The sequence below is a fragment of the Pseudohalioglobus lutimaris genome (assembly GCF_002866825.1).
Classification (GTDB): Bacteria; Pseudomonadota; Gammaproteobacteria; order Pseudomonadales; family Halieaceae; genus Halioglobus; species Halioglobus lutimaris.
In genome coordinates, this window is sequence record NZ_PKUS01000001.1 from 342931 (window position 1) to 366512 (window position 23582).

The 23582-nt window shown below is 59.6% G+C and carries 19 protein-coding genes; 7 read left to right on the forward strand and 12 right to left on the reverse strand.

The genetic code is table 11. From position 1 onward, the window contains the following. Positions 1-2 precede the first annotated feature (2 nt). On the reverse strand, positions 3-617 hold the full coding sequence (locus C0039_RS01480; protein WP_084179453.1) for a sulfotransferase family 2 domain-containing protein: 615 nt from the start codon (positions 615-617) through the stop codon (positions 3-5). A gap of 132 nt (positions 618-749) precedes the next feature. Between C0039_RS01480 and C0039_RS01485 the strand changes: the two genes are divergently transcribed. Next, positions 750-1520 (forward strand): sulfotransferase, encoded by a 771-nt coding sequence (locus C0039_RS01485; protein ID WP_101517046.1) that lies wholly within the window; start codon positions 750-752, stop codon positions 1518-1520. A 3-nt stretch (positions 1521-1523) separates the two neighbouring features. On the opposite strand, the gene C0039_RS01490 is transcribed toward C0039_RS01485, so the two are convergent. The 7 genes from C0039_RS01490 to tfpB are packed head-to-tail and all read right to left on the reverse strand — an operon-like array spanning position 1524 to position 10953. Further along, complete coding sequence (locus C0039_RS01490) at positions 1524-2279, reverse strand: lipopolysaccharide kinase InaA family protein (protein ID WP_101517047.1); 756 nt, start codon at positions 2277-2279, stop codon at positions 1524-1526. Beyond that, positions 2276-3121, reverse strand: a complete 846-nt coding sequence (gene rfaP, locus C0039_RS01495; RefSeq protein ID WP_207796344.1) for a lipopolysaccharide core heptose(I) kinase RfaP — start codon at positions 3119-3121, stop codon at positions 2276-2278. Before rfaP ends, C0039_RS01490 begins: the two co-directional genes overlap by 4 nt. Beyond that, entirely contained in the window at positions 3114-4259 is a 1146-nt protein-coding gene (locus C0039_RS01500) for a glycosyltransferase family 4 protein (RefSeq protein ID WP_101517049.1), read from the reverse strand. Before C0039_RS01500 ends, rfaP begins: the two co-directional genes overlap by 8 nt. Before the next feature lie 2 nt (positions 4260-4261). Then, positions 4262-5257: a lipopolysaccharide heptosyltransferase I gene (gene waaC / locus C0039_RS01505; protein ID WP_101517050.1), complete on the reverse strand. Its 996-nt coding sequence runs from the start codon at positions 5255-5257 to the stop codon at positions 4262-4264. Continuing rightward, complete coding sequence (gene waaF / locus C0039_RS01510) at positions 5257-6300, reverse strand: lipopolysaccharide heptosyltransferase II (RefSeq protein WP_101517051.1); 1044 nt, start codon at positions 6298-6300, stop codon at positions 5257-5259. Before waaF ends, waaC begins: the two co-directional genes overlap by 1 nt. Further along, positions 6300-9182 (reverse strand): bifunctional [glutamate--ammonia ligase]-adenylyl-L-tyrosine phosphorylase/[glutamate--ammonia-ligase] adenylyltransferase, encoded by a 2883-nt coding sequence (gene glnE, locus C0039_RS01515; protein ID WP_101517052.1) that lies wholly within the window; start codon positions 9180-9182, stop codon positions 6300-6302. Before glnE ends, waaF begins: the two co-directional genes overlap by 1 nt. Before the next feature lie 22 nt (positions 9183-9204). Continuing rightward, the gene (gene tfpB / locus C0039_RS01520; RefSeq protein WP_101517053.1) at positions 9205-10953 is read right to left on the reverse strand and encodes a type IV pilus assembly ATPase TfpB; all 1749 of its coding nucleotides are present in this window, start codon (positions 10951-10953) and stop codon (positions 9205-9207) included. Between the two features lie 238 nt (positions 10954-11191). On the opposite strand from tfpB, the gene C0039_RS01525 reads away from it, so the two are divergent. The 6 genes from C0039_RS01525 to ilvD all read left to right on the forward strand — a co-directional run bounded on the left by C0039_RS01525 (position 11192) and on the right by ilvD (position 19009). Beyond that, complete coding sequence (locus C0039_RS01525) at positions 11192-11872, forward strand: TIGR00153 family protein (RefSeq protein WP_075999690.1); 681 nt, start codon at positions 11192-11194, stop codon at positions 11870-11872. Positions 11873-11887: 15 nt separating this feature from the next. After that, a complete protein-coding gene (locus C0039_RS01530; protein WP_075999691.1) occupies positions 11888-13168 on the forward strand; it encodes an inorganic phosphate transporter in 1281 nt (426 codons plus the stop codon). A gap of 149 nt (positions 13169-13317) precedes the next feature. Beyond that, the gene (gene argE / locus C0039_RS01535) at positions 13318-14469 is read left to right on the forward strand and encodes an acetylornithine deacetylase (RefSeq protein ID WP_101517054.1); all 1152 of its coding nucleotides are present in this window, start codon (positions 13318-13320) and stop codon (positions 14467-14469) included. Between the two features lie 142 nt (positions 14470-14611). Further along, the gene (gene argA, locus C0039_RS01540) at positions 14612-15916 is read left to right on the forward strand and encodes an amino-acid N-acetyltransferase (RefSeq protein ID WP_101517055.1); all 1305 of its coding nucleotides are present in this window, start codon (positions 14612-14614) and stop codon (positions 15914-15916) included. A 54-nt stretch (positions 15917-15970) separates the two neighbouring features. Continuing rightward, on the forward strand, positions 15971-17014 hold the full coding sequence (locus C0039_RS01545; RefSeq protein WP_101517056.1) for an MBL fold metallo-hydrolase: 1044 nt from the start codon (positions 15971-15973) through the stop codon (positions 17012-17014). A gap of 150 nt (positions 17015-17164) precedes the next feature. Continuing rightward, positions 17165-19009 (forward strand): dihydroxy-acid dehydratase, encoded by a 1845-nt coding sequence (gene ilvD / locus C0039_RS01550; RefSeq protein ID WP_076002186.1) that lies wholly within the window; start codon positions 17165-17167, stop codon positions 19007-19009. 198 nt (positions 19010-19207) lie between these two features. On the opposite strand, the gene C0039_RS01555 is transcribed toward ilvD, so the two are convergent. The 4 genes from C0039_RS01555 to leuA form a co-directional block, all read right to left on the reverse strand. After that, entirely contained in the window at positions 19208-20050 is an 843-nt protein-coding gene (locus C0039_RS01555) for a DUF6279 family lipoprotein (protein WP_101517057.1), read from the reverse strand. An 18-nt stretch (positions 20051-20068) separates the two neighbouring features. Continuing rightward, a complete protein-coding gene (locus C0039_RS01560; RefSeq protein ID WP_075999696.1) occupies positions 20069-21013 on the reverse strand; it encodes a pyridoxal-phosphate dependent enzyme in 945 nt (314 codons plus the stop codon). 1 nt (position 21014) lies between these two features. Then, positions 21015-21701, reverse strand: a complete 687-nt coding sequence (locus C0039_RS01565) for a Frag1/DRAM/Sfk1 family protein (protein ID WP_075999697.1) — start codon at positions 21699-21701, stop codon at positions 21015-21017. A gap of 99 nt (positions 21702-21800) precedes the next feature. Further along, complete coding sequence (leuA, locus tag C0039_RS01570) at positions 21801-23474, reverse strand: 2-isopropylmalate synthase (protein ID WP_101517058.1); 1674 nt, start codon at positions 23472-23474, stop codon at positions 21801-21803. Positions 23475-23582: the final 108 nt, after the last annotated feature.

Below are 23582 nucleotides of genomic sequence, written 5' to 3' on the forward strand. Positions count from 1 at the left end.
GTTTAAAACTGGTAACCGAACAGCTCAAGATCTTCAGCGAAGTACTCGCGTACAAGACGCTCGCTGGCTGCATCGTAATAGTCGCGATAACTGCCCCGGGAGGACGGCTTGGCGTGTCCGAGCTGCGCATTCACATTCAAGCGATCACAGATACTGCGAAAATCCGCCTCAAGGTTCTCAAAGCGGCCGATGAAATCCACCAGCAATTCCCCCTCTTCGTCAACCAGCCATTGGCGCTGGGGCATGAACATGCGCGGTTGGTCGTAATAGCGTGGATCGTGATCGACATAACAACGCTGCAGCCACTGGGAAAACGGAATTGGCTTTTCACCCAGGTCGGTCTGGTTGGTCCGCACGCGGTAGTGATAGTGACTGACGACCTTGTCCCAGGGATTACGTACCATGGTAAACGTAAACTTGCGTTGCCAGGCGCGATCCCCAAGCTGGTGGTACTTCTCCAGCGCGGTGCTGTGATCAAGGCCGATACCCAGGGCCTTTTCAATGCTGCTGCCGCCGGTCTTGTTGATATGCACAAACACATAAGGGCGAAGATGGCGTTCTCGCAGTGTACGATGCCAGTACCTGAATTTACTTGCCCCGTCATGCAGCAGGCCCATGAAGGCACTCCCTTTCGTTATAGTTCCCACCAGGAGAAGACGGGAAGCTTCTCAGGGCGCTAGAATAGCACGACCGGTAAAACCATCAGGACGCCATATGAATCCCGTAACACAAGCCTGGCGGAGTAAGCCGTGAAGCGCGTGCACATTGTAGGCTGTCCGCGCAGCGGCACAACCTTGCTGATGGAACTGATCTCCACCTGCTTTGCCAGTGGCGGCTACTGTGAACACGAGTTAAGCATCTTTGAGCCGGTGACAGCTGTAGAAGGTGTCTACTTCACCAAGCAGCCTAACGATATCAAGCAACTGCGGCACATCTTTCCAACTGACCCGCTGCTACACATTATTTATATGGGCAGGGACCCGCGCGCTGTCATCACCAGCAAACACCGTGAGAGCCCTGAACAGTATTTCTGCAACTACCGGGTCTGGCAGGAATGTGACCAGGCCGCGGCGAGTTACGAAGCGTATCCACGCTTTCTCAGGTTACGTTACGAAGATCTGGTGGCGGCGCCCGACACCGTGCAACAACAGATAGAGGACCGCTTTCCCTTTCTTACGCGCTTGCATGCCTTTAGCCAGTATCAGCAATTTGCCCGACCGTCTGCAGCGTCGCAACGCGCCATGAACGGCCTGCGTGCGGTGAACAAGGAAAGCCTGCAGAAGTGGCATGAACACCTGCCACGTATTGCTGCACAGCTGGTCGCCAACCCCCAACTGAAGCACGACCTCGTACGACTGGGTTACGAGCCCGACGAAAGCTGGACAAGTATGCTTGAGGGAATAGAACCACAGCAGTTCCCCTGTCGCTACCCTGAGCGCAAGCCGTACCTGAAAGACTGGGAGCGCGACCTGCGCGTCTACCTGAAATCAAGGCGTTATCTGGGCCGAAGCAAAAGCTGAGCGCTATATCAGGCGTGCCCCACGCTCACCATACTTTTCCCGGTGTCGCGCACGCAGGCGGGTCAGGTCCCCGCGCATCTGCTCAACAAGGTCGGCGGAGCTGATGCTGGAACACCCACTGTAAGCGTCGAGGAAATGCTGGTACGCCCGGGGCTCCACGCCCAGGTCCTCGGCATTAAGTGTGAAGCGGGCGAGATCCCTGGCCTGCCTTCGGTCCCCTTTTGGACAACGCACCACCGCTTCCAGGTCAACCAGAAAAAATCGATTCTGCTCCCACAGCAGGTTGCTCCACTTGCAATCACCATGGGCAAAGCCCGCAGCGTGCAGTGCCGCCAGTGTTTCCCCCGCTGCTTGCAGCATTTGCTGGCGCAGGGCAGCCGGGGCGCCCTGCACCCAGACTGCCTTCAGGTCCTGTGCATCGGGCATGCCTTCAGTCGCCAGCAACAGACCATCGCCCAGCAGCAGACAGGCCTTGGCCAGCGGCACCGCAATACCGGCCTGGGTCAGCGCCGCTGCCGCATCGTAGGCATCTATCGCGCGGCCCCGCCCCAGCGCAAACAACCCGCGCTGGAGGAGGTTCTTCGCAGCGTAAAACTTGAGATAACAGGTTTCTCCCTGCAACTCGCCCAGCGCTACCACGCTGTGCCGGTCACGCTTGAGCAACCTGCCGTGCACCTGCAGCGCCGCACCGGTATCGTAGGGAAGCTGTGCCAGTGCCTCGGCAGCCCAGTCGCCACCGCGCAGAACGCGGCGACTCATTGGTCGGGTACCGGCGGCTCACGGTCGTGCTCGCGGCGATACAGGCGTCCCGCCCGCTCCGCGACGTCGCGCCACAAACCACGGTCATGCTGCAGTGCGCGGCGCAGGCCGCCCTCGGTGTAATGCGCCATGAAGCGCAGCAGGTCGCGCCTGCTCAGGCCACAGTCCATCGCCGAAAAATAGAGTCCCGCCAGGTCCTTGACCTGCCAGCGCCGCGGAGTCCTTGCGCGTATCTGCGCGCGGTGCAGGTCGATCAGGTAACAGGTCGGGCGGCGATTGCCCAGCGTAGTCTCGTCGAGATGGAAGTGGCAGATATAGAAGTCGCGGTGATTGATTCCGGCACGGTGCATGCGTCCGGCACTGTCGGCGAGTTTATGAATAAGTTTCAGGCGATAAGATAGTGGCGGGGGCTCCAGCGCCCAATCTCTGCAGTAATCCTCCAGGCTGACGGTACCCACCAGGTCCTCAGTCACAATCAAGGAACGCTGCTTTGCCGGATTGAGTCCCTCTCTGGCATAAGCCGCTACCGACAGGGTGTCCACATTAATCTGCCGCAACGCCTGTACCGCCCGATACTCATTGCTTGCTCCCAGCACGGGTAGCCGGCCCTGTAGCAGGTTCTTGAAAATCTCTCCCCAGCCAACGCCGCTGTGCAGCTTGAGAAAGTACGACTGTCTGCCCAACCTGAAGCGTAAGGTCTTGCGGCCTTCCTTATTGCGGTAAACATCATCTGGCGCGGCCTCTGCCGCCACCGCAGCAGCCCAGTCGAGCAATACCGGCGCACTCGCGTTGATGCCCCCCGCCGCCACTGCCAGGTCCTCGCGAACATATGCGTCACTCACCGGCAATGCCCCGCTTGCGCTGCACCAATTGCTCGATCAGCTTCGCGCCGGTGCTGTGCATGGAATACAGGTCGGTGACCCGTGCGTACACCAGACCGGTCTCGCGACACTGGGAACGATAAACACCGTCCAGCGAACGCATTACTGCCGCGTCCAGGTCTGCCTGCCGGAAGGGGCTGCGCATGACCATGCCTGCCTTCGCCGCAGCGATATGGTGAGCATACCCGCACACATCGGTGGTGATCACCGGAAGACCGGCGACCAGCGCCTCCAACAGAACGATGCCAGCCGCCTCATCGAGTGCCGGGTGAACCAGCACATCAGCCCCCAGTAACAGGTCTGCAACATCATCGCGACCGCCAAGAAACTGCACTTGCGCTGCGACACCCAGTTTCCTGGCCAATCGGCGGAAGCGACGCTCCTTATCCTGCCCGACGACCAACAGGCGCATGGGCTGGTGGGGTTGCTCCTGGGTCGCATGGGCAAGGGCACGAATCGCCCGGTCCAGGCCTTTCTTGATAAAACCGGATCCGACAAATAGCTGAACGTGCTCGCCTTCAGCGACCGCCAGGGACTGGCGCATGGCCAGGCGCCGGACAGGGGCATCATCGCCCGCGCAACGATCGCGGGAAATCCCCGGGGGCAGCATATGCAGCCGTGACTCAGGCGTCTTGTAGCAATGGAGGAACTTCGCTTTCTCGGTAGCGGATATCAACAGGACGTCGGTACTCGAATCACGACCGAAGACAGCTGCCTCATAGGCTGCAAAGTGCCGAAAACGACCTCCCAGGCGATACAGGCTGCCGCGCTCATTAATGGCTTTGTCCAGGTAACAGGAGTCAGCGGCATAGTACACGTCCAGGCCAGGCATCTTATTAAAACCAACCACGCCGTCCACCGGGTCATTCGACAGGTCACGCTGCACCCATTCAGTGAAGCGCTCATTGCGCAGATGATTGGTGCGCGCCGATACCGCCACGCGACGCAGCTCCACTCCCGGAATTTCTTCACCCTGCCATTCGATGTAATACACCCTGCAGATATGGCCGAGCTTCTGTATCTCTTCCACAAAACGGCGAAAATCACGCTGCATACCACCGTAGGGAAAGTACTTGTAGAGCAGGAAAGCAAGCCGCATGTTCACTCCATTGGCAGCAGGATAGCCTGCAGCTCGGCCCAAACCTGTTGCGGCTCAATCGCCGCCATCATGGCCACAGGGTCGCGGGTGTCGCCAACACCCACAGAAGACTGAATGTGCACCTGGTTGCGGCCGTAAGCCCCTATCAAACGGGTACTGGTCGGGCCGTACAGCGAAACCGCAGGCACATCCAGTGCTGCCGCAAGGTGGCCAAGACCCGTATCCACCGCGACCGCGCCGGAGGCGTCCAACAGCAAGCCCGAAAGGCCCAGCAAGTCCAGCTGCGGTAGCACTTCTGCGCCCTCGCACTGGTCAGCAATACGGTTAGCGCGCTCTTTCTCTGCGGCGCTACCCCAGGGCAGCCAGACCGGGTAGCCACTGGCAGCAGCGGTTCTCGCCAGCGCCACCCAGTGGTGCTCAGGCCAGAGCTTCTCGTCACGCGCAGTGCCGTGGAAGAACAGCAGACCACGAGAGCGACGGGGCTTGTCGCCAAGCAGGTTCTCACGCACGCCATAATCGCCCTGGGTGGTAGGCAGCGGATAATTCAGCGCCTTGGAAAACAGCATGCGGGTGCGTTCCACCGCATGCATGTCGCGTGGCACATGTATTTTGTAGCGATAGGCGCTCGCTGCCAATGGCTCGCGCGCCGATTCCTTGTCCAGCCCGTAAAGCGGCGCCTTGGCCAGACGCGATACCAGGGCGCTTTTTAACAATCCCTGGGCATCGATCACCGCATCGCAATGCTGCGCGCGCAGCTGCTGCCGGAACTCGCGCCACTCTGGCCCGGTGAAGTCGCGCAGCGGATGTTTGCGCCAGCGCCGCAAAGCGATGGGAATCGTGCGCTGTACGGCCGGGTGCCATCCGGGAATCTCGGCAAACCCTTCCTCAACCACCCAGTCGAAATGGATACCCGGAACCGCTGCAGCGGCGTCGGTAAGCGCGGGAAGCGTGTGCACGACATCACCCAGGGAAGACATTTTGACCAACAGCACGCGCATTATTTGCCGGAATTCGAAGCCAGTAAGGCGTCCAGTTTAGCAGTTACCAACGCCGCTGGCGTATCACGCATACAGCGATGATGCCCCAGCGGGCATTCGCGCTGAAAACACGGAGCACAATCTATGTCACTGACGAGCACACTGCTGTTGGCATTCAGGGGGGGAGTAAAGCCAGGTGATGTCGCCCCATAGACCACGACCAGCGGACGTGACAGCGCAGCAGCTATGTGCATCAGGCCCGAATCATTGCTGACCACGGCATCGGCCAAGGACAGCATATCCACAGCCTGCGCCAGCTGTGTCTTGCCCGCAAGATCAAAACAATTCGCACTGTCGTTGACGATCAGCGCGATGTCGGCGGTCACCTGGCGGTCCTTGTCCGAGCCAAATAGCGCCACCTGCCAGCCTCTTTGCATATAGTTTTTTGCCACCTCAGCGTAATACTCCAGCGGCCAGCGTTTGGCACTGCCAAACTCCGCCCCCGGGCATAGTGCAAGCAGCGGCCTGTCCGTCGCCAGGCCAAACTGCTGCTGGCAAAGCAGGGCCTGCCCTGCATCCACGATCAGCCGGGGTGCGGGCAGTTCGGTGGGCAAAGCGGCGCTTTCATCAAGGCCCAGGGCGGCAAACTGCTGCACCATCAGCGGCAGCGCCTGCGCGTCCAGGTTGCGCAGGTCATTGAGCAGGCCATAGCGCATCTCCCCCCGCCACCCCGTGCGCCTGGGAATGCCGGCGAAGAAAGGAATCAAAGCAGATTTGAATGAATTGGGCAGCAAGATGGCCTGGCTGTAGCCCTCAGCGCGCAGTGCGCGGCCGATTTTCCAGCGGCGGCCCAGGGCCGGCTCACCATGGCCGATAGGCTTGGTCAGCGCACTATTGACCTCGGGCATACGCGCCAGAATCGGGCCGCTCCACGCCGGGGCCAGTACATCGATAATCACACCGGGGCGCGTCTGCTGCAGCAGCCGATACAGCACCTGCGACATAACCATGTCGCCCACCCAGGACGGCCCCACAACCAGCACCCTGTCCGCGTTTTTAACCACTACGGCGCTGGTTCCAAACCGGGGAACATTTCCTGCCAACGCTGCATCACCCGCTCGCGCTGCACCGAGAACAGGCTGGCATCAACCTCGCCTGGCTCTTGCTGCAATGCCAGTTGATGCGCTATTCCGCGATACTCCAGATAGGCATCGGTTAGCGCCTGCGCCTCGCCAGCCGGTAGCAACCCTTCCTGGTCCAGGGTTTCGAGGATGCGTACGTTGTCGGACCACCGCGTCAACTCGGGATGTTCGTGAGCCCAGGCAAGCACCGCGAATTGCACCATGAACTCAATATCGACAATACCCCCCCGCCCCTGCTTCAAGTGGAAACGGCCATCTGTTTCACTGGGCAGGAGATGATCGCGCATACGCTGGCGCATTTTCACGACTTCAGCGCGCAGTTCATCCAGGTCCCTGGGGAGGCAAAGAACCTCGCGACGAATGTCCTCGAACCTGGCGGCGACATCCACGTCACCGGCGACCAGGCGCGCACGGACCACGGCCTGGTGCTCCCAGGTCCAGGCATCGCCCTGTTGGTACCGGGCGAACCCATCCAGCGTGGGTACCAGCATCCCGGAATCCCCGTCTGGGCGCAGGCGCATATCAACTTCATACAGCTGCCCCAGCGCCATACGCGTTTCCAGGATATGAATCATGCGTTGACCAAGACGGGTGTAAAACACCGTGTTGTCCAAGGCCCGGTCGCCGTCAGTGCTGCCCTGGCGGGCGCCATCGCTAACAAACACCAGGTCCAGGTCCGAGCCGTAGCCCAGTTCAAGTCCACCCAGTTTCCCGTAAGCAAACACGGCAAACCCATACCCGTCACTTTCGCGTTTGGGTTCGCCATACTTGTGAATCAGATCCGCCCAGGCCACCGCCAACACCTGCTCGAGAATCACCTCGGCGATCCAGGTAAGATTGTCGCTGACCTTCATAACCGGCAGACGGCCGGCAACCTCACTGGCCGCCACACGCAGCACCTGTGCTGCCTTGAAGTAACGCAGGGCATACATTTGGGCTTCCAGGTCATCGGTAGCCAGGCGCGCTACCTGCTGGGTGAGCAGGCTGCGCAATTCCTGCTTGTCAGGCGGATGATAGAGACTGGCGCGATCCAGAAGCTCATCCAACAGCACTGGATGCCGACTCATCTGCTCAGCGATCCAGGGGCTGGCACCACAGAGCATCGCCAGCTCTGCCAACGCCGGGGGGTTCTCCAGCAGCAACACCAGGTAGGCGCTGCGCCGAACCACGGCAACCACCAGCGGCAACACGCGCTCCAGCGCAAGATCCGGGTAATCCGTTTCCGCACAGGCTCGCAGTAGTTGCGGCATGAATTGGTTCAGCCTCTCCCTGCCCTCGGTTTGCAGGGCGACCACGCGGTTACTGTCGTGCAGAGCGGACAGCCGCTCGGTACAGGCAGCGGCGTCTGCGTACCCCAGCCGGGACAGTGCTTCGGGCTCGATATCCGCGCCCCAGAGGAAGGCATCATCCGCGGCAGAGCTGTCATCATTCTCGTCCTCCGGGGGAGCGATCAATCCGGAGAAATGCCGGGAGACGTTGTCCCTGTGCGCCTGCAATGCCTGTCCGTATTGCTCCCAGTTGGCAAAGCCCATGACCATAGCCATGGCCATCCTGGCAATGGGATCTGACGGCAGTTCCTGTGTCTGCTTGTCATCATAGCCCTGGATAGCGTGCTCGCTATCACGCAGGAACAGGTAGGCAGCGCGTAGTTCATCGACGGCCTGGCGAGGCAGGCAACCCAGCGCTACACATTCCTCAAGTACCGTTAACAGGGCGCGCTGCTGCAGCCCCAGGTCTCGCCCGCCACGGATCAACTGGAAGCACTGGGCAATAAATTCGATTTCACGAATACCCCCATGTCCCAGCTTCACATTGTCCTGCAATCCCCGGCGGCGGACTTCTGCGGTAATCATCTGCTTCATACTGCGCAGGCTTTCAATCACCCCGAAATCCACATAACGGCGGTAGATAAACGGACGCAGGCTGTGCATCAATTCCTGCGCGCGGGTCGCATCACCGGTTACCGGGTTTGCCTTGATAAGCGCGTAGCGCTCCCAGTCGCGACCCTGGTCCTGGTAGTACTCCTCCAACGCAGTAAAATTGTGCACCAGCGCACCGCTTTCACCGTATGGCCGCAGGCGCATGTCCACCCGGAACACGAATCCCTCCGGCGTCACCTGGTCCAGCGCAGCAATCACCCCCTGGCCCACCTTGGTAAAAAACTCCTCGTTGCTGATCGGGCGTTTTTCGCTGTCGGTAGAGCCCGCCTCGGGAAAAGCAAAAATCAGATCGACGTCAGACGATACGTTGAGCTCACCAGCACCAAGCTTGCCCATGGCCAGGACGATCAGCTGCTGCGGTTGCCCGCTGCGTTTTCCCAGTGGCCTGCCAAAGCGCTGTTCCAGGGCGGCCTGGGTCACCTTCAATGCCTCGGCAATGCAAGCTTCCGCCAGCAGCGAAGTATCGCGCACAGTCTCCAGAGTATCGGCGAGACGACAGAAATCTCGCCAGATAATACGCAGCATATGGCGCTGGCGGTATTGGCGCAGCACAACGCCAAGCTCGACGCCCTCCTCGCCCAGCCGTGCAGCCAGCTGCTCTCGAAATTCCTGCCCGGGCATCTGCCGCTGTAAATCTCCGCTGCTCAACAAGTCCAGCAGCAACGCGGGCTTGCGCCGGGCCAGCCCGGCAATAAACGGGCTGCAAGCAAGCGCCCTGGCGGCCTGGGCAGACAGGGCGTCATCCGCCAATGCCTCGCGCAGGGCGTCAGCCTCAGCGTCGCTGGCGCGCTCCAGACTGCGGGTCCAGGCGAGTCCCGCCTGTTCAGCGAGCGGCGCTGGGAATTCGTTTGTATTCAAGTTCATAGGGGTATCTGCGATAGGGAGGTCAGGCGTCCAGTACAGGTGCCACGCGCATGACCTCCTCAATGGTCGTCTGGCCGCGGGCTACACGACTCGCTCCGGACAGGCGCAGCGTTTTCATGCCTTCACGCATGGCAATTTTTCGAATTGTCGTGGTCTCCAACTGAGGGTGAATTTCGCCTTGTACGGCAGGGCTGTTTACCAACACCTCGTAAATACCCTGGCGCCCCATGTAACCCGTGTCCCGGCAAATCCTGCAACCGACAGGACGTGCCACCTGCTCCGGAGGCTGCATTTGCCAGGGCGAGGTAAGCTGGTGCCATGCATCATGATCCAGGGGTTCGGAGGTTTTGCAATGAGAACAAAGCATACGCACAAGTCGCTGTGACATGACCCCGCGCACCGTGGCCTTTATCAGGTAGGCAGGCACGCCAAGTTCCAGTAGTCGCGACAGGGAGCTGGGCGAGTCATTGGTGTGCAGGGTCGACAACACAAGGTGACCGGTCAGTGCCGCTTGTACCGCCATGTTGGCTGTTTCCAGGTCGCGGATCTCGCCAATCATAATGATGTCAGGGTCCTGGCGCATAAGCGCGCGTACGCCAGAGGCAAAATCCAGGCTGATGCCATGGTTGACCTGCATCTGGTTGAAGGCGGGCTCCATCATCTCGATGGGGTCCTCAATGGTGCAGACGTTCACCTCCGAGGTCGCCAATTGCCGGAGCGTAGAATACAGGGTGGTTGTTTTACCCGAGCCGGTCGGCCCGGTTACCAGCACGATCCCGTTGCCCACACTGGTCATCTGGTGCCAGCGCAGCAGGTCATCTTCGGTCAGTCCCAGCTGCTCAAAAGACTTCTGCAGCACATCCGGATCGAAGATGCGCATCACCAGCTTTTCGCCAAACGCAGTAGGCAGGGTCGCCAGGCGCAACTCAACCTCGTTACCCTCAGGCGTGCGCGTCTTGAGCCGGCCATCCTGTGGACGGCGTTTCTCTGCCACATCCATACGCCCGAGGATCTTGATGCGGCTGGTCACCGCGGCGCCAACCTGTTGTGGCAATTCATATACGCTGTGTAATACACCATCAATGCGGAAGCGTACGTTGCCCACATCGCGGCGGGGCTCAATATGGATATCACTGGCGCGTTGCTCAAAAGCATACTGCAACAACCAGTCGACAATATTGACGATATGCTGGTCATTGGCATCGGGCTCTTTCATCGAGCCAAGTTCCAGCATCTGCTCCAGGTTGCTGGTTCCGGGCTTTACCTCCAGCCGATCAGAGCCGCGAGCTCCACGCACGGAACCCGCCATGGAGTAGAACTCAGCGGTGTGCCTGGCGATATCCCTTGGATCGGCCAATACCCGGCGGATGCGCTTGCGCAGCACATGTTCGAGATTTCCTTCCCAGCCATTGATATAAGGTTCCGCCGTGGCTATCCACACCTCGTCTGTATGTACTTCTACAGCCAGAATGCGATGGCGCTCGGCAAAGGCTTGCGACATCACCTCTGCGACCTCAGTGACATTGATCTTCAGTGGATCAATTTCGTAAACAGCCTGTTCGGTGCGCGTGCTCAGCCAGGCCAGCAAACCCTCCATGTCCAGCACCTTACCGGGGCAGGACAGGTCAGCCAGGCGCTGCTCCGCCAGGTAGATGAGCGGATGGACCTTGACCCGGGCATTCTGCGCGATCCTTGCCAGGTCCTGATCGCTGATGCGACCGTCACTGTGCAACTGGTGTGTAAGTGGCGCCAGCTCCAGGCGATGCTCCATTAACTACTCCCCGATTGTCGTCACCATTAAGGCTGGAGCCACTATGGCTACCGGCGCTGAAACAAGGCACCGGCCTGCGCAGCTACAGACTGACGCCATGCTAGCACAGGGCTTGAGACCACACCTCTTGATGTCGGTCATGGCGGATGGTGGCGATTGTGTGAAGATTTTATGACACAGAGGTGCTTTGTTTCTATACTTCGCTCCCTTATCGCCTCCCAAAACTGGAGACTCTTTCATGGTCAGCAGAAACCCCCTGGGCAATCTATTCGGACGCTCTCCCATCGGCCCTATTCAGGAGCATATGCAGATTGCAACCGAGGCAGCCGAGCATTTACCGGAACTCATCCAGGCGGCAGCGGACAACAACTGGGACCGTGCCAGAGAAATCCACAAAGCCATCAAGGCTGCCGAGAAGGAGGCAGACAAGCTGAAACGCTCGGTGCGCCGTCACCTGCCAAAGAGCCTGTTCCTGCCTGTACCCCGCTCAGATTTGCTCGCTCTGGTAGCGATACAGGACCAGGTGGCCAACACCGCCAAGGACTTCGCCAGCATCTTCATGGGTCGCGACATGCGCTTCCCCGATAAAATGTTTCCCGCAGTGCTGGAGCTCACCGCGACCTCCGTCGCCTGTTGCCAGCATGCGCTGCGGGCCATTCAGGAACTGGACGAGCTACTGGAAGTGGGCTTTACAGGGCGTGAAGTGAAGCGAGTAGAAGTGATGCTCAAAGAACTGGACAAGCTGGAGCGCAGCACAGACAAACAACAGTTCGCCCTGCGCCGCAAACTGTTCCGATTGGAGAACGAGCTGCCCCCGGTAGACGTCATGTTTTATTACCGCGCCACGGCCCTGCTAGGCACTCTGGCGGACAGCGCTGAAAGCGTAGGCGACCGCCTGCAAATTTTGCTCGCCAAGTAACCGGGGAAACTGACAATGGAAATTATCGCTCAGTACGGCACTGTTTTTCTGATTCTGGCCTGCATTTTCGGCTTCTTCATGGCATGGGGTATCGGTGCCAATGATGTCGCCAACGCCATGGGCACCTCGGTAGGTTCACGTGCCCTGACCATCAAACAGGCGATTCTTATCGCCATGATTTTTGAATTCCTTGGCGCGTACCTGGCCGGTGGAGAAGTCACCTCCACTATACGCAAGGGCATCATCGACCCACAGGTTCTGGAGAACAACCCGGAATTGATGGTCTACGGTATGCTGTCTGCCCTGCTGGCTGCCGGCACCTGGTTGCTGGTCGCCAGTATAAAAGGCTGGCCCGTATCCACTACACATTCCATCGTGGGTGCTATTGTCGGTTTTGCCTCCGTAGGTATTTCCGTGGACGCAGTCCATTGGAGTAAGGTAGGGGGCATCGTCGCTTCCTGGGTCGTTTCTCCATTACTGGCCGGCACGATTTCCTTCAGCCTGTTCATGAGCGTAAAGATGCTCATTCTGGACACCGACCAGCCCTTCCTGCGCGCCAAGAAATACATCCCCGTGTACATGTGGATGGTGGGCTTCATGATCGCCATGGTGACCCTGCTCAAAGGGCTGAAGCACGTGGGCCTGGATTTCGATATGGGCCTGGGCAGTAACTTTGCCAATGCCATACCCATCGCCACCGTGATCGGTCTGCTGGTCGCCGGCCTGGGCTCGCTGCTAATGCGCAATATCCAAGATGATCACGATGATGAAAATCGCTTCGGCAGCGTAGAGCGGGTGTTTGCTGTGTTAATGGTCTTTACCGCCTGCTCCATGGCCTTTGCTCACGGCTCCAACGACGTTGCCAATGCCGTAGGTCCTCTGGCCGCGATAGCAAGCACCGTACAATCCGGGGGTGAAATCGCCGCCAAATCTGCAATGCCCTGGTGGATCCTGCTGGTTGGTGCCTTGGGTATCGTCATCGGATTGGCCACCTACGGCTGGAAGGTCATCACCACCGTAGGTCGGAAGATCACCGAACTTACTCCCAGCCGAGGCTTCGCCGCGGAATTGGGCGCGGCCTCTACGGTAGTGATGGCATCTGCGACCGGCCTGCCCATTTCCACCACCCACACCCTGGTGGGCGCGGTGCTGGGCGTGGGCTTTGCCAGGGGTATTGCAGCGCTTAATCTGCGGGTGATCGGCACCATTTTCATGTCCTGGGTCATAACCCTGCCCGCTGGAGCAGGCCTGGCGATCATCTTCTTCTTCCTGTTCAAAGGCATATTCAGTCCCTGATTCCTTCCCGGGGGAGCGGTGCCAGGGCAAAAGCCCGCATTCGCAGTCAGCTCCCCCAGGGTTTACACTAGCGACCTCACCACCGCGGCTACGACACTATGTCGGCCCCGTGCGTCATGCCTATTCCCTACCGGACTGGTCACAAGCACATGCCAAGCACTGAACATCGCATCATCGAACAGCTGGGACAACTGATCGGCTCGGCCTCGGTAAGCTCCACAGATCCCGCCTGGGACCAGGGTAACCGCGCGGTGATAGACCTGCTGGCTGGCTGGCTGTCACACATGGGTTTCGATACGGAGATCCAGGAGATCACCCCCGGTGGCAATAAAGCCAACCTCATCGCCACCCGCGGCACCGGGCCGGGTGGCCTGGTATTAGCCGGCCACACCGATACCGTGCCGTTCGACGAGGGACGCTGGCAGAGCGACCCGCTCACACTTAGCGAACGCGATAACCGCCTCTATGGTCTGGGCAGCACTGACATGAAAGGGTTTTTCCCCCTGGCGCTGGCGGCAGCCCAGAGCTTTGCAGAGGTGGCGTTACAGCAACCCCTGATCCTGCTCGCCACCGCCGATGAAGAGAGCTCCATGAACGGAGCCAGGGCGCTCGCTGCTGCGGGACGGCCCAGGGCACGCGCAGCGATAATTGGCGAACCTACATCACTGGTACCTGTGCGCATGCACAAGGGTATAATGATGGAGGCAGTCCATATCATTGGCCGCTCCGGCCACTCGTCAAATCCCGCGCTGGGCAACAACGCCCTGGATGGCATGCACGCGGTAATGGGCGACCTGATGAACTTCCGCACGGAAATGGCGCAGCGCTACGGCAACCCTCTTTTTGAAGTTGCCCACCCCACACTGAACCTCGGCCATATCCACGGCGGCGACAGCCCCAACCGTATCTGCGGTAAAACCGCGCTGCACTTCGACCTGCGCATGACCCCGGGCGGCGACAACGCCGAAGTCCGCGAGGACATCCGCCAGCGTCTCGCTGTCATCGGCCAGGCGCGCGGGCTGGACGTGGAACTGCGCTCGCTGATCCATGATGTATCGCCCTTTGAGGAGGCCGCCGACAGCGAACTGGTGCAGCTCGCCGAAAAACTCACCGGCCACAGTGCGATCGCCGTTGCCTTCGCCACGGAAGCTCCGTTCCTGCAACAGTTGGGTATGCAAACGATAGTCATGGGTCCGGGCTCCATCGACCAGGCACACCAGCCGGATGAATTCATGCCGCTGGACCAGGTGCGTCCCTGTATCGCTTTGCTTGAGCAATTTATTCGGCACTATTGCCTGTAGTGCTGCTCTCTTGCCGCTTGAGCGGGCCGTTTAACGCGCATCAGGCGTGATAGACACAGATGTGGAAAATTGCCATTAGGTAAACACGGCAGACTTCGGTAATCTTGATAATTCGCTATTAATCAATAAGTTGGATAGAAACGTGACGACGCCCAGCCGGTCCCACATCCGCTGGTTCAGAAATACCGCACCCTACATCAACCTGCACCGGGGCAAGACCTTTGTGCTGATGCTGGGGGGTGAAGCCGCGCAAGATGAAAACTTCGCCAACATCATTCATGACATCGCCCTGCTCAAGAGCCTGGGCGTCAGGCTGGTCCTGATTCACGGTTCGCGCCCACAAATCGCCGCCCGCATGGACAAAGCCGGACTAAAGAGCAGCTTTCACCACGACGTGCGTATCACCGATACCGAGGCGATGGAGCATGTGAAGGATGCTGCCGGCTCATTGCGTGCGCAGATCGAGGCGCTGCTCTCCATGGGCCTGCCCAACTCCCCCATGCTGGGTTCACGGATGCGGGTGTGTTCAGGAAATTTCGTTACTGCCAGGCCCATTGGCGTGGTTGACGGCGTGGACTTCCAGCACACCGGCAAGGTACGTCGCCTGGACACAGACGGCATCCATCGCCAATTGCAGGATGACTCCATCGTGCTGTTGTCACCCCTTGGCTATTCCCCCACCGGAGAGATTTTTAACCTTGCCCTGGAAGACATAGCCGTACATTGTGCCGCCGCCATCGGTGCGGACAAACTGATTCTGTTCGGTGAAGAAAGCGGGATTATGGATGGCGAAGGCCAGCTCATACGTCAGCTGGCCGTGACCGACCTGGCGCAACTTACCCCTGAAGATGCCGAGCAGGCCAGCCTGTTACACACCGCGAAGCTCGCCTGTACGGAGGGCGTTCCGCGCTGCCAGATCATCAGCTACCGGGACGACTGTGCGCTACTTGAAGAATTGTTTACCCACGACGGCAGTGGCACCTTGGTGGCCAACGTCGCTTATGAGAGTTCGCGACAGGCGGGCATAGATGACGTGGGCGGGATACTGGAGCTGATTGAACCACTGGAGCAGCAAGGCATCCTGCTGAAGCGCTCGAGAGAGCTGCTGGAACAGGAAATCTCCCGGTTCCGCCTGCTGGAGCGTGATGGCCGGGCCATTGCTTGCGCGGCCCTTTACCCGTTTCCGGAGAATGGCTGTGCGGAACTCGCCTGCGTGGTGACGCATCCCGACTACCGCGGCGGCCAGCGCGGGCAGCGCCTGTTACAGGAACTGGAGCAAGAGGCGCGGCACAGCGGACTGAGCAGGGTATTCGTGCTCAGCACACAAACCGCCCATTGGTTCCTTGAGCAGGGCTTCGTTGAGACGTCGCGAGACGAACTGCCGGATCGGAAACAGGCCCTTTACAACCTGCAGCGCAGCTCCAAGGTGTTTTTCAAGGACCTTTAAAGGGCCGCACCAGATAGAGAATTCCCACTGGGGCGAAGGCAGGAACAAAGAGTGATGACTATGCCCTGGTACGCAAAGGTGCCTCTACTGCTGTCATTCCTGATGGCGCTCGCCCTGGCCGCACTGGAATACCGCAACCACAGGGGCGCACTGACAGCCGCCACCCTGTTCACTGAAACCCGCATTGAGCCTCTCGGGGATATCGGCTCGACCCGCACCCTGCGCATCTTACCCCTGCTTGAGTTCCACAGCGCGGACCCCGGGCTCCTGACCGAGGTGGGTGTATCCTACCTGGTGGATATAGATGATCACCGGATTCTGTACGACGTCGGCCAGAATACCCGGAATCTCACACCCTCCGCACTGGAGCGCAACATGTCGGCACTGGGTATCGACCTGGCCAGTATCGATACCGTTTTCATCTCACACAATCACCTGGACCATGTCGGAGGGCTCAACTGGCAGAACAACAACACCTTCTCACTGGGGGCCGAGCAGAAACGCTTTCCCAACCCTCGCACCCAGCTTGTCGTACCGGGCTCCATGAGCTACCCGGGACTGCAGCCAGTTTACGCCACTGCGCCGATGCGTATAGGCGAGGGCGTGGGTTCCACTGGCCTGGCCACCACCGGCACCATCGGCAGGCAACTGGCGATTGGCTGGATTGAAGAACACTCGCTGGTGGTCAATGTGGAGGGGCTGGGCGGCGTGATTATCGTCGCCTGCGGGCACCAGCCCGTGCCCAATTTACTGCAACGATATGACGATGCGTTTACGGAGCCGTTGTATGGCATTGTCGGTGGCCTGCACTTCCCTGTGCCCGAAGGGCGTATCAAACTGGGCCCGGTCGATGTGCAGCGCCAGCTGGCGTCTGGTGAAGGCCTTTTCAGCCCCCTGACCGAGGAGGAAGTTGACAGGCAAATCGCCCTGTTAGAGGCTCGCAACCTGGGTATCATCGCGGTGAGCAGCCACGACAGCAGTGATCAGGTAATCGAGCAGGTACGCGCTACCTTTGGCGCTGCCCACCGCTACATCAGGGTCGGTGAGGAGATAATCATCACCGCAGCGAACACCCGGGCGCACACCGAGACCCGGTGAGGCCAGGCTGGCATGGAACCCCACCGGCGGACCTCGTCGATTGAGGCCACCGGCAGCAGGTTAATTCTCCGCTGATTTTTGCTATCCTCCAGCGTCTCATCTTTGACCTTCAGCCGCTCGGCCCCCGCAGCGGCCTACACGGATACCACGATGCCCGACTATCGCTCAAAAACCTCCACGGCCGGCCGCAATATGGCCGGCGCCCGCGCTCTGTGGCGCGCCACCGGCATGAAAGACGGGGACTTCGAGAAACCCATTATCGCCGTCGTCAATTCCTTCACCCAGTTCGTCCCCGGTCACGTACACCTCAAGGACCTGGGCCAGCTGGTGGCCCGGGAGATCGAGGACGCCGGCGGCGTGGCCAAGGAGTTCAATACCATTGCCGTCGACGATGGAATCGCCATGGGCCACGACGGCATGCTCTACAGTCTGCCGTCTCGCGACATCATTTCCGACTCCGTCGAGTACATGGTCAACGCCCACTGCGCCGACGCCATGGTATGCATCTCCAACTGCGACAAGATCACCCCGGGGATGCTTAACGCGGCCATGCGCCTGAACATCCCCGTGGTGTTTGTCTCCGGCGGGCCCATGGAAGCAGGCAAGACCAAATTATCCGAGCACAAGCTGGACCTGGTAGACGCCATGGTGATCGCCGTGGACGACAGCGCCGACGATGAGACCGTAGCCGAGTACGAACGCTCTGCCTGTCCCACCTGCGGTTCCTGCTCAGGCATGTTCACCGCTAACTCCATGAACTGCCTCACTGAGGCGCTGGGGTTGTCGCTGCCGGGCAATGGTTCCACCCTGGCCACCCATGCAGACCGCGAACAACTGTTCCTGCGCGCTGGCCGCCTGGTGGTGGACCTGTGTAAACGCTACTACCAGGACAACGACGAGTCAGTACTGCCGCGCAACGTGGGCTCATTCAAAGCCTTCGAAAACGCCATGAGCCTGGATATCGCCATGGGCGGCTCCACCAACACCATCCTCCACCTGCTGGCGGCCGCCCGTGAAGCGGAGCTGGACTTCACCATGGACGACATCGACCGGCTGTCACGGAAGATTCCCCAGCTGTGCAAAGTAGCGCCCAACACCCCCGAATACCACATGGAGGATGTGCACCGCGCGGGCGGCATTATGGGTATTCTCGGTGAACTGGACCGCGCGGGGTTATTGCACACCGACTGCCCAACCGTGCACAGCAAAACCATGGCCGCGGCCCTGGAGCAGTGGGACATCATGCGCACCCGGGACGCCGCCGTGCACAAGTTCTATAGCGCGGGCCCGGGGGGCGTTCCCACCCAGACCGCCTTCAGCCAGGACACGCGCTGGCCCAGCCTGGATGACAATCGCGAAAGCGGCTGTATCCGCTCCCTGGAAAACGCCTTCTCCCTGGAAGGCGGCCTGGCTGTATTGACCGGCAACATCGCCGAGGATGGCTGTGTCGTTAAAACCTCAGGTGTGGACGAGTCCATTCTGGTGTTCTCCGGACCGGCCTATGTGTGCGAAAGCCAGGAAGCCGCGGTCGACGCTATTCTCAATGACCGGGTGCAGGCCGGGGATGTGGTGATCGTGCGCTACGAGGGGCCCCGTGGCGGGCCCGGCATGCAGGAAATGCTCTACCCCACCAGCTATATCAAGTCCAAGGGCCTGGGTAAGGCCTGCGCCCTGCTCACCGACGGTCGCTTCTCTGGTGGCACATCTGGCCTGTCCATCGGCCACGCATCTCCGGAAGCAGCCGCTGGCGGCGCCATTGCCCTGGTAGAGAACGGCGACACCATAGAGATCAATATCCCCGAACGCAGTATCAATGTGAAACTGTCTGACGAGGAGCTCACAGCCCGCAGAGAAGTGATGGAAGCGAAAGGCGACAAGGCCTGGAAGCCTGTTGACCCGAGGCCGCGCAAGGTAACACCGGCGCTGAAGGTCTACGCGAAGATGGTAACCAGTGCGGACAAGGGTGCGGTGAGGGATTTATCACTGCTGGATTAATCCGCTGCTAGCATCAGCAGCGTCGATGAGTTTACCCTGAATAGCGGTCCGGGGGTGGTAAGCCTCCTCTCGAAAACGTCCGAGGCCATGGATGGCCGAGGCCGAGCTGCCATGGACGGCGCTTTACGCGGTTTTCGAGAGGAGGCTTACCACCCCCGGACCAGATGGGCCAAAACAACACAACCGCGCGAGGCCCGCTCAAGTTCTGGCAATCAGTTCCTCAAGATCTTCACGCAAGTTCCGAATCTTGCCACGCAGTCGCTTATCCTGCTTTGCATCCCTTGAGTTGAGCACTGTGGCCACGGCCGCGTAAAGAACCCTGGCGTTATGTTCGTAGATAACGCGATATTCAGCGGAAGTAGTTTGCTCCCGTTCGCCCAGCGCATCACGCAGTGCCTGCTGCCAGCCTGGCTCGCGACGCAGAATTTCCTCCATTCGGTCCAGCCAGGCGGCGCGTTCGCGCAGCCAGATCGCGTCGAAGCGCTGCAGCTTATCTGCTGCTTCCTCGAAGGTGGTTCGCTGTCCCCAGTCGAGGCGGCCCAGATAGTCCTGGGCAGAGTCCTTGAGGTTGTCGTAGGCCTCCTCGTGATATTCCTCGTCGCTGCGGGTGAGGTACTCTTCCTCATACTCCTCCTGCTTATCGCGGAGCTCTTCTACAAACTCCTGCATCTGCTCCGCCGAGAGCTCCTCTCCAAGGGAGATCATCCACTCCAGCCCCCTTGCCTCAACACGCAGCCAGGCCTTCTCGGCACCTGCTACCAGGGTTTCCAGTTCGGTGACGCTGATATCGCGGTCCAGCAGATTGTCCATGTCGTCAAGCAAAGACAGGTATACGGGCAGCTCCTCGCTGCGATGCCAGGACAGGAAGGGGTCCAGTAGCCGGTCGAGCACACGCTTTTGTGCACGGTCCAGGTCGACGTAGTCATCCACGTACCAGGGAATAATGAAGTCCAGCCGGTTGTATAAGAAGGTGGTACTGCTACAGCCTGTCAGGGCCAGTAACAACAGTCCGAGGATTGACCTGCGATAGCGTGTCGTCATGTTCTTGACCTCTTTGGCCTACCAGGGGAGGTGGTCTATATCGACGTTGCCACCACTGACAACAACGCCTACCCGGCGGCCCCGGAATCGCTCCGGATGCTCCAACACGCCGGCCAGGCCGACCGCCCCGGAGGGTTCAACAACCTGCTTCATGCGCGTCCAGTGCAGTTTCATGGCGTCGACGATCGCCGCATCGGGCACAGTGATAATGGTGTCTACATGTTTACGGATAATCTCGAAGTTGAGTTCACCCAGGCTGGCCCGCAAGCCGTCGGCAATAGTGTTCGGGTTCGTCTGTGCCTGCAGGGAGCCCAGCCCGAATGATCGAAAGGCATCATCGGCTCCCTCCGGCTCTACCGCAACCACCTCGATTCGTGGGTTCAAACCCTTCACCGCCAGCGCTGTTCCCGCCAATAGGCCACCGCCACCCACCGGTACCACAATGACATCCAGATCGGGGGCCTGCTCCATCAATTCCAGGGCTGCAGTACCCTGGCCGGCGATAACCCGTGGATCGTTGTAGGGATGGACCACCACTGCACCGGTCCTTTCCAGCACCGATGCCAGCATCGCTTCCCGCGCAGCCAGCGTTGACTCACACTCAATGATCTCTCCGCCATAGGCAGCCACTGCGGATTTCTTTACCGCCGATGCGTTTGCGGGCATCACGATATAGGCAGGCAACCCACGAATCGTCGCCGCCATGGCCAGGGCAGCACCATGGTTCCCGGAAGAATGCGTGGCGACGCCGGCGACGTCCTCCGACTCCTCCAGGCTGAGTACGGCATTGGTGGCGCCGCGCGCCTTGAAGGCGCCGGCTTTCTGCAGGTGCTCACACTTGAAAAACAATTCTGCGCCCGTATGCGCATCCAGATGCTGGCTGCGCATGACTGGTGTCTGGTGCACACTATCGGCGATGCGGTCCCGCGCTTCCTGCACATCCGCTAATTCGGGTGACATCATTTCAAACTCTCTCTTTGACGACCAGCTCCCAGTCCGCCTGGCGCCACACAAAGTACCCCAACAGGAAGTTGCTCTGCAGTAACAGCGTCAGTACCCATTCGAAGGCATCCTCCACCGTCTCGTACCAGGTCGCGTTCCAGGCATTGAGCACTACTGTAAGAATGCCTGCGGCTAGCAGAGTTGCGGACACCAGTCCCGACACAAGCAACAGCACAGGGCTCACACCCTGGACCTGCAAAAACCGCAACTGGTTCAGTAAAAGTAATTGCGCAATAAAGGTAAAGGAAAAAAACAGGATGGTCCCGACCCTGCGCTGCGCCGCCCAGGCACTACCCCGCTCGCCGAGTACGGTGACATACATGATCATGCCGACGCACGCCAGCAGCCCAAGTGCCAGCATCCAGTGGTTAGCGAGTTGCCGTTCATTGCCGACACGGCGATTCAAGCTGTCCAGCCACGCATGGTTCAGCCACCAGTAAGCCATCATCAGTACAGCCGAGGGTAACATGGTGGCACGGAACAGGTAGCTCGCTGGGGGCTTGCGCCCGGTTGCGCTGATCGAAGTGCAGCTGTCGATATAAGGGTTACACCAGTCGACCGCACCCTGGTTGACGGCCAACAGATATGTGGCGTGGACAGCGAAGAAGGGCAGCAGGGCTGCAAGCAGTGCGACGGGCCTGACGTTCATGGTGGCAGTCTAGCTGGTTTGGTGCGCGGCGCGCACCTTGCAGTTGCAGGATCTTGCGGGGGCCGGCGAGCACCCTCATCGCTAATCGCAAATGACGGGTCAGGCAGCGGCGTGCTGCGCCTGCTCTTCGGCTTTGTTGATAGCGCGCAAAATACCATCCAGTGAAGCCTGTACGATGTCGTGGCTACGCCCGCACCCACAATAGCGCTCACCCTCGACGTTCAATTGTATGTAGCACACCGCCTCTGCGTCAGCGCTCTGGCTGAGCGCATGCTCGTTGTATTCGACGAGAACTATCTTTTTGCCGGTGAACTTCTCCATCGCGTCAACGAAGGAAGCCACCACGCCATTGCCAATACCGGAAATTTTCTCACGGGTGCTGCCGAGGCTCAGTTCAGCCAGCAGTTTGTCGACATGATCTTCGCGACTGACGTTGTAGCTACCCAGTTGCCAGCGGCCCTCATCGTTGAGATAGGTGTTCTGGAACAGGCTGAAAATTTCCTCGGAACCCACTTCGCTCTCACTCTTCTCAGCATAGGCCTGTACCGCGGAGCTGAAGTCGATCTGCAGCCAGCGCGGAAGCTCGTAACCGTAATCCCGCTCCAGCACATAGGCAATTCCACCTTTGCCTGACTGGCTATTGATGCGAATAACCTCCTGGTAGGAACGGCCAATATCCGCCGGATCGATGGGCAGGTAGGCCACTTCCCAGGGATTCTCCTGTTCACGCCTGGACAGGCATTTCTTGATCGCGTCCTGGTGGCTACCGGAGAAGGCGGTAAACACTAACTCGCCGGCCCACGGGTGACGGGGGTGCACGGGCAACTGCGTGCACTCCTTTACGGTCTGGATGATCTCATCCATGTTGGACAGGTCCAACTTCGGGTCAACGCCCTGGCTGTAAAGATTCATGGCCATGGTGACCACATCCATATTGCCGGTGCGCTCGCCATTACCCATCAGCGTACCCTCTACCCGGTCTGCCCCGGCCATCACGCCCAACTCCGCCGCCGCGACGGCACAGCCGCGGTCATTGTGGGTGTGCAACGATATCAGCAGGCTATCGCGATTATCGACTTTGTCGCAAAACCATTCAATCTGGTCCGCGTAAATATTGGGAGTACTCATCTCCACGGTCGCAGGCAGGTTGATAATCACCGGCTTATCCGCAGTAGGCTGCCAAACGGCGGTCACCGCGTTGCAGACTGCTACGGCAAAATCCAGCTCTGTGCCGGTAAAGCTCTCTGGAGAGTACTCAAATATCCACTCAGTCTCGGGATAACGCTGGGCACACTCCTGCACCAGTTTGGCGCCATTGACGGCGATATCGATAATGCCCTGCCGATCCAGGCCAAACACCTGCTCGCGCTGCACCGTAGAGGTGGAGTTATAAACATGAACCACTGCCCGTCTAGCGCCCTTGAGTGCTTCAAAGGTCTTTTCAATCAGCTCCTTGCGTGCCTGAACCAGCACCTGGATCGTCACGTCTTCGGGGATGCGGTCGTTTTCAATCAACTCGCGAACAAAGTCGAAGTCATGAGAGGAGGCCGACGGGAATCCTACCTCGATTTCCTTGAACCCCACCTTCACCAGCTGATCCCAGAGGCGTGACTTTTGTCGCGCTGTCATCGGCTCGATCAGTGCCTGGTTGCCATCGCGCAGATCCACGCTGCACCACACCGGCGCCTTTTCGATAAGCTGGTCCGGCCAGCGGCGGTCTGCCTTGGGAACAGGCGGGAAAGGCTTGTACTTCCTGTAATCGAAATCGCTCATAACCGATACCAACGTGCTTGAATTAGGAGGCTGTCACCCGCGGACGCGTCCCTTTTGAGGTAGTGCGCAACGGCAGGTGTCGGGTAGACAACATGGCGCGGCTCCAGT

Bases quoted from the DNA above. Each gene is read 5' to 3' on its own strand.
- leuA (WP_101517058.1), bottom strand. From the start codon at position 23,474: ATGAGCGATTTCGATTACAGGAAGTACAAGCCTTTCCCGCCTGTTCCC.
- C0039_RS01565 (WP_075999697.1), bottom strand. From the start codon at position 21,701: ATGAACGTCAGGCCCGTCGCACTGCTTGCAGCCCTGCTGCCCTTCTTC.
- waaC (WP_101517050.1), bottom strand. From the start codon at position 5,257: ATGCGCGTGCTGTTGGTCAAAATGTCTTCCCTGGGTGATGTCGTGCAC.
- glnE (WP_101517052.1), bottom strand. From the start codon at position 9,182: ATGAACTTGAATACAAACGAATTCCCAGCGCCGCTCGCTGAACAGGCG.
- C0039_RS01490 (WP_101517047.1), bottom strand. From the start codon at position 2,279: ATGAGTCGCCGCGTTCTGCGCGGTGGCGACTGGGCTGCCGAGGCACTG.
- C0039_RS01555 (WP_101517057.1), bottom strand. From the start codon at position 20,050: ATGACGACACGCTATCGCAGGTCAATCCTCGGACTGTTGTTACTGGCC.
- C0039_RS01500 (WP_101517049.1), bottom strand. From the start codon at position 4,259: ATGCGGCTTGCTTTCCTGCTCTACAAGTACTTTCCCTACGGTGGTATG.
- C0039_RS01545 (WP_101517056.1), top strand. From the start codon at position 15,971: ATGACTATGCCCTGGTACGCAAAGGTGCCTCTACTGCTGTCATTCCTG.
- C0039_RS01560 (WP_075999696.1), bottom strand. From the start codon at position 21,013: ATGATGTCACCCGAATTAGCGGATGTGCAGGAAGCGCGGGACCGCATC.
- ilvD (WP_076002186.1), top strand. From the start codon at position 17,165: ATGCCCGACTATCGCTCAAAAACCTCCACGGCCGGCCGCAATATGGCC.
- C0039_RS01480 (WP_084179453.1), bottom strand. From the start codon at position 617: ATGGGCCTGCTGCATGACGGGGCAAGTAAATTCAGGTACTGGCATCGT.
- C0039_RS01530 (WP_075999691.1), top strand. From the start codon at position 11,888: ATGGAAATTATCGCTCAGTACGGCACTGTTTTTCTGATTCTGGCCTGC.
- tfpB (WP_101517053.1), bottom strand. From the start codon at position 10,953: ATGGAGCATCGCCTGGAGCTGGCGCCACTTACACACCAGTTGCACAGT.
- C0039_RS01525 (WP_075999690.1), top strand. From the start codon at position 11,192: ATGGTCAGCAGAAACCCCCTGGGCAATCTATTCGGACGCTCTCCCATC.
- argE (WP_101517054.1), top strand. From the start codon at position 13,318: ATGCCAAGCACTGAACATCGCATCATCGAACAGCTGGGACAACTGATC.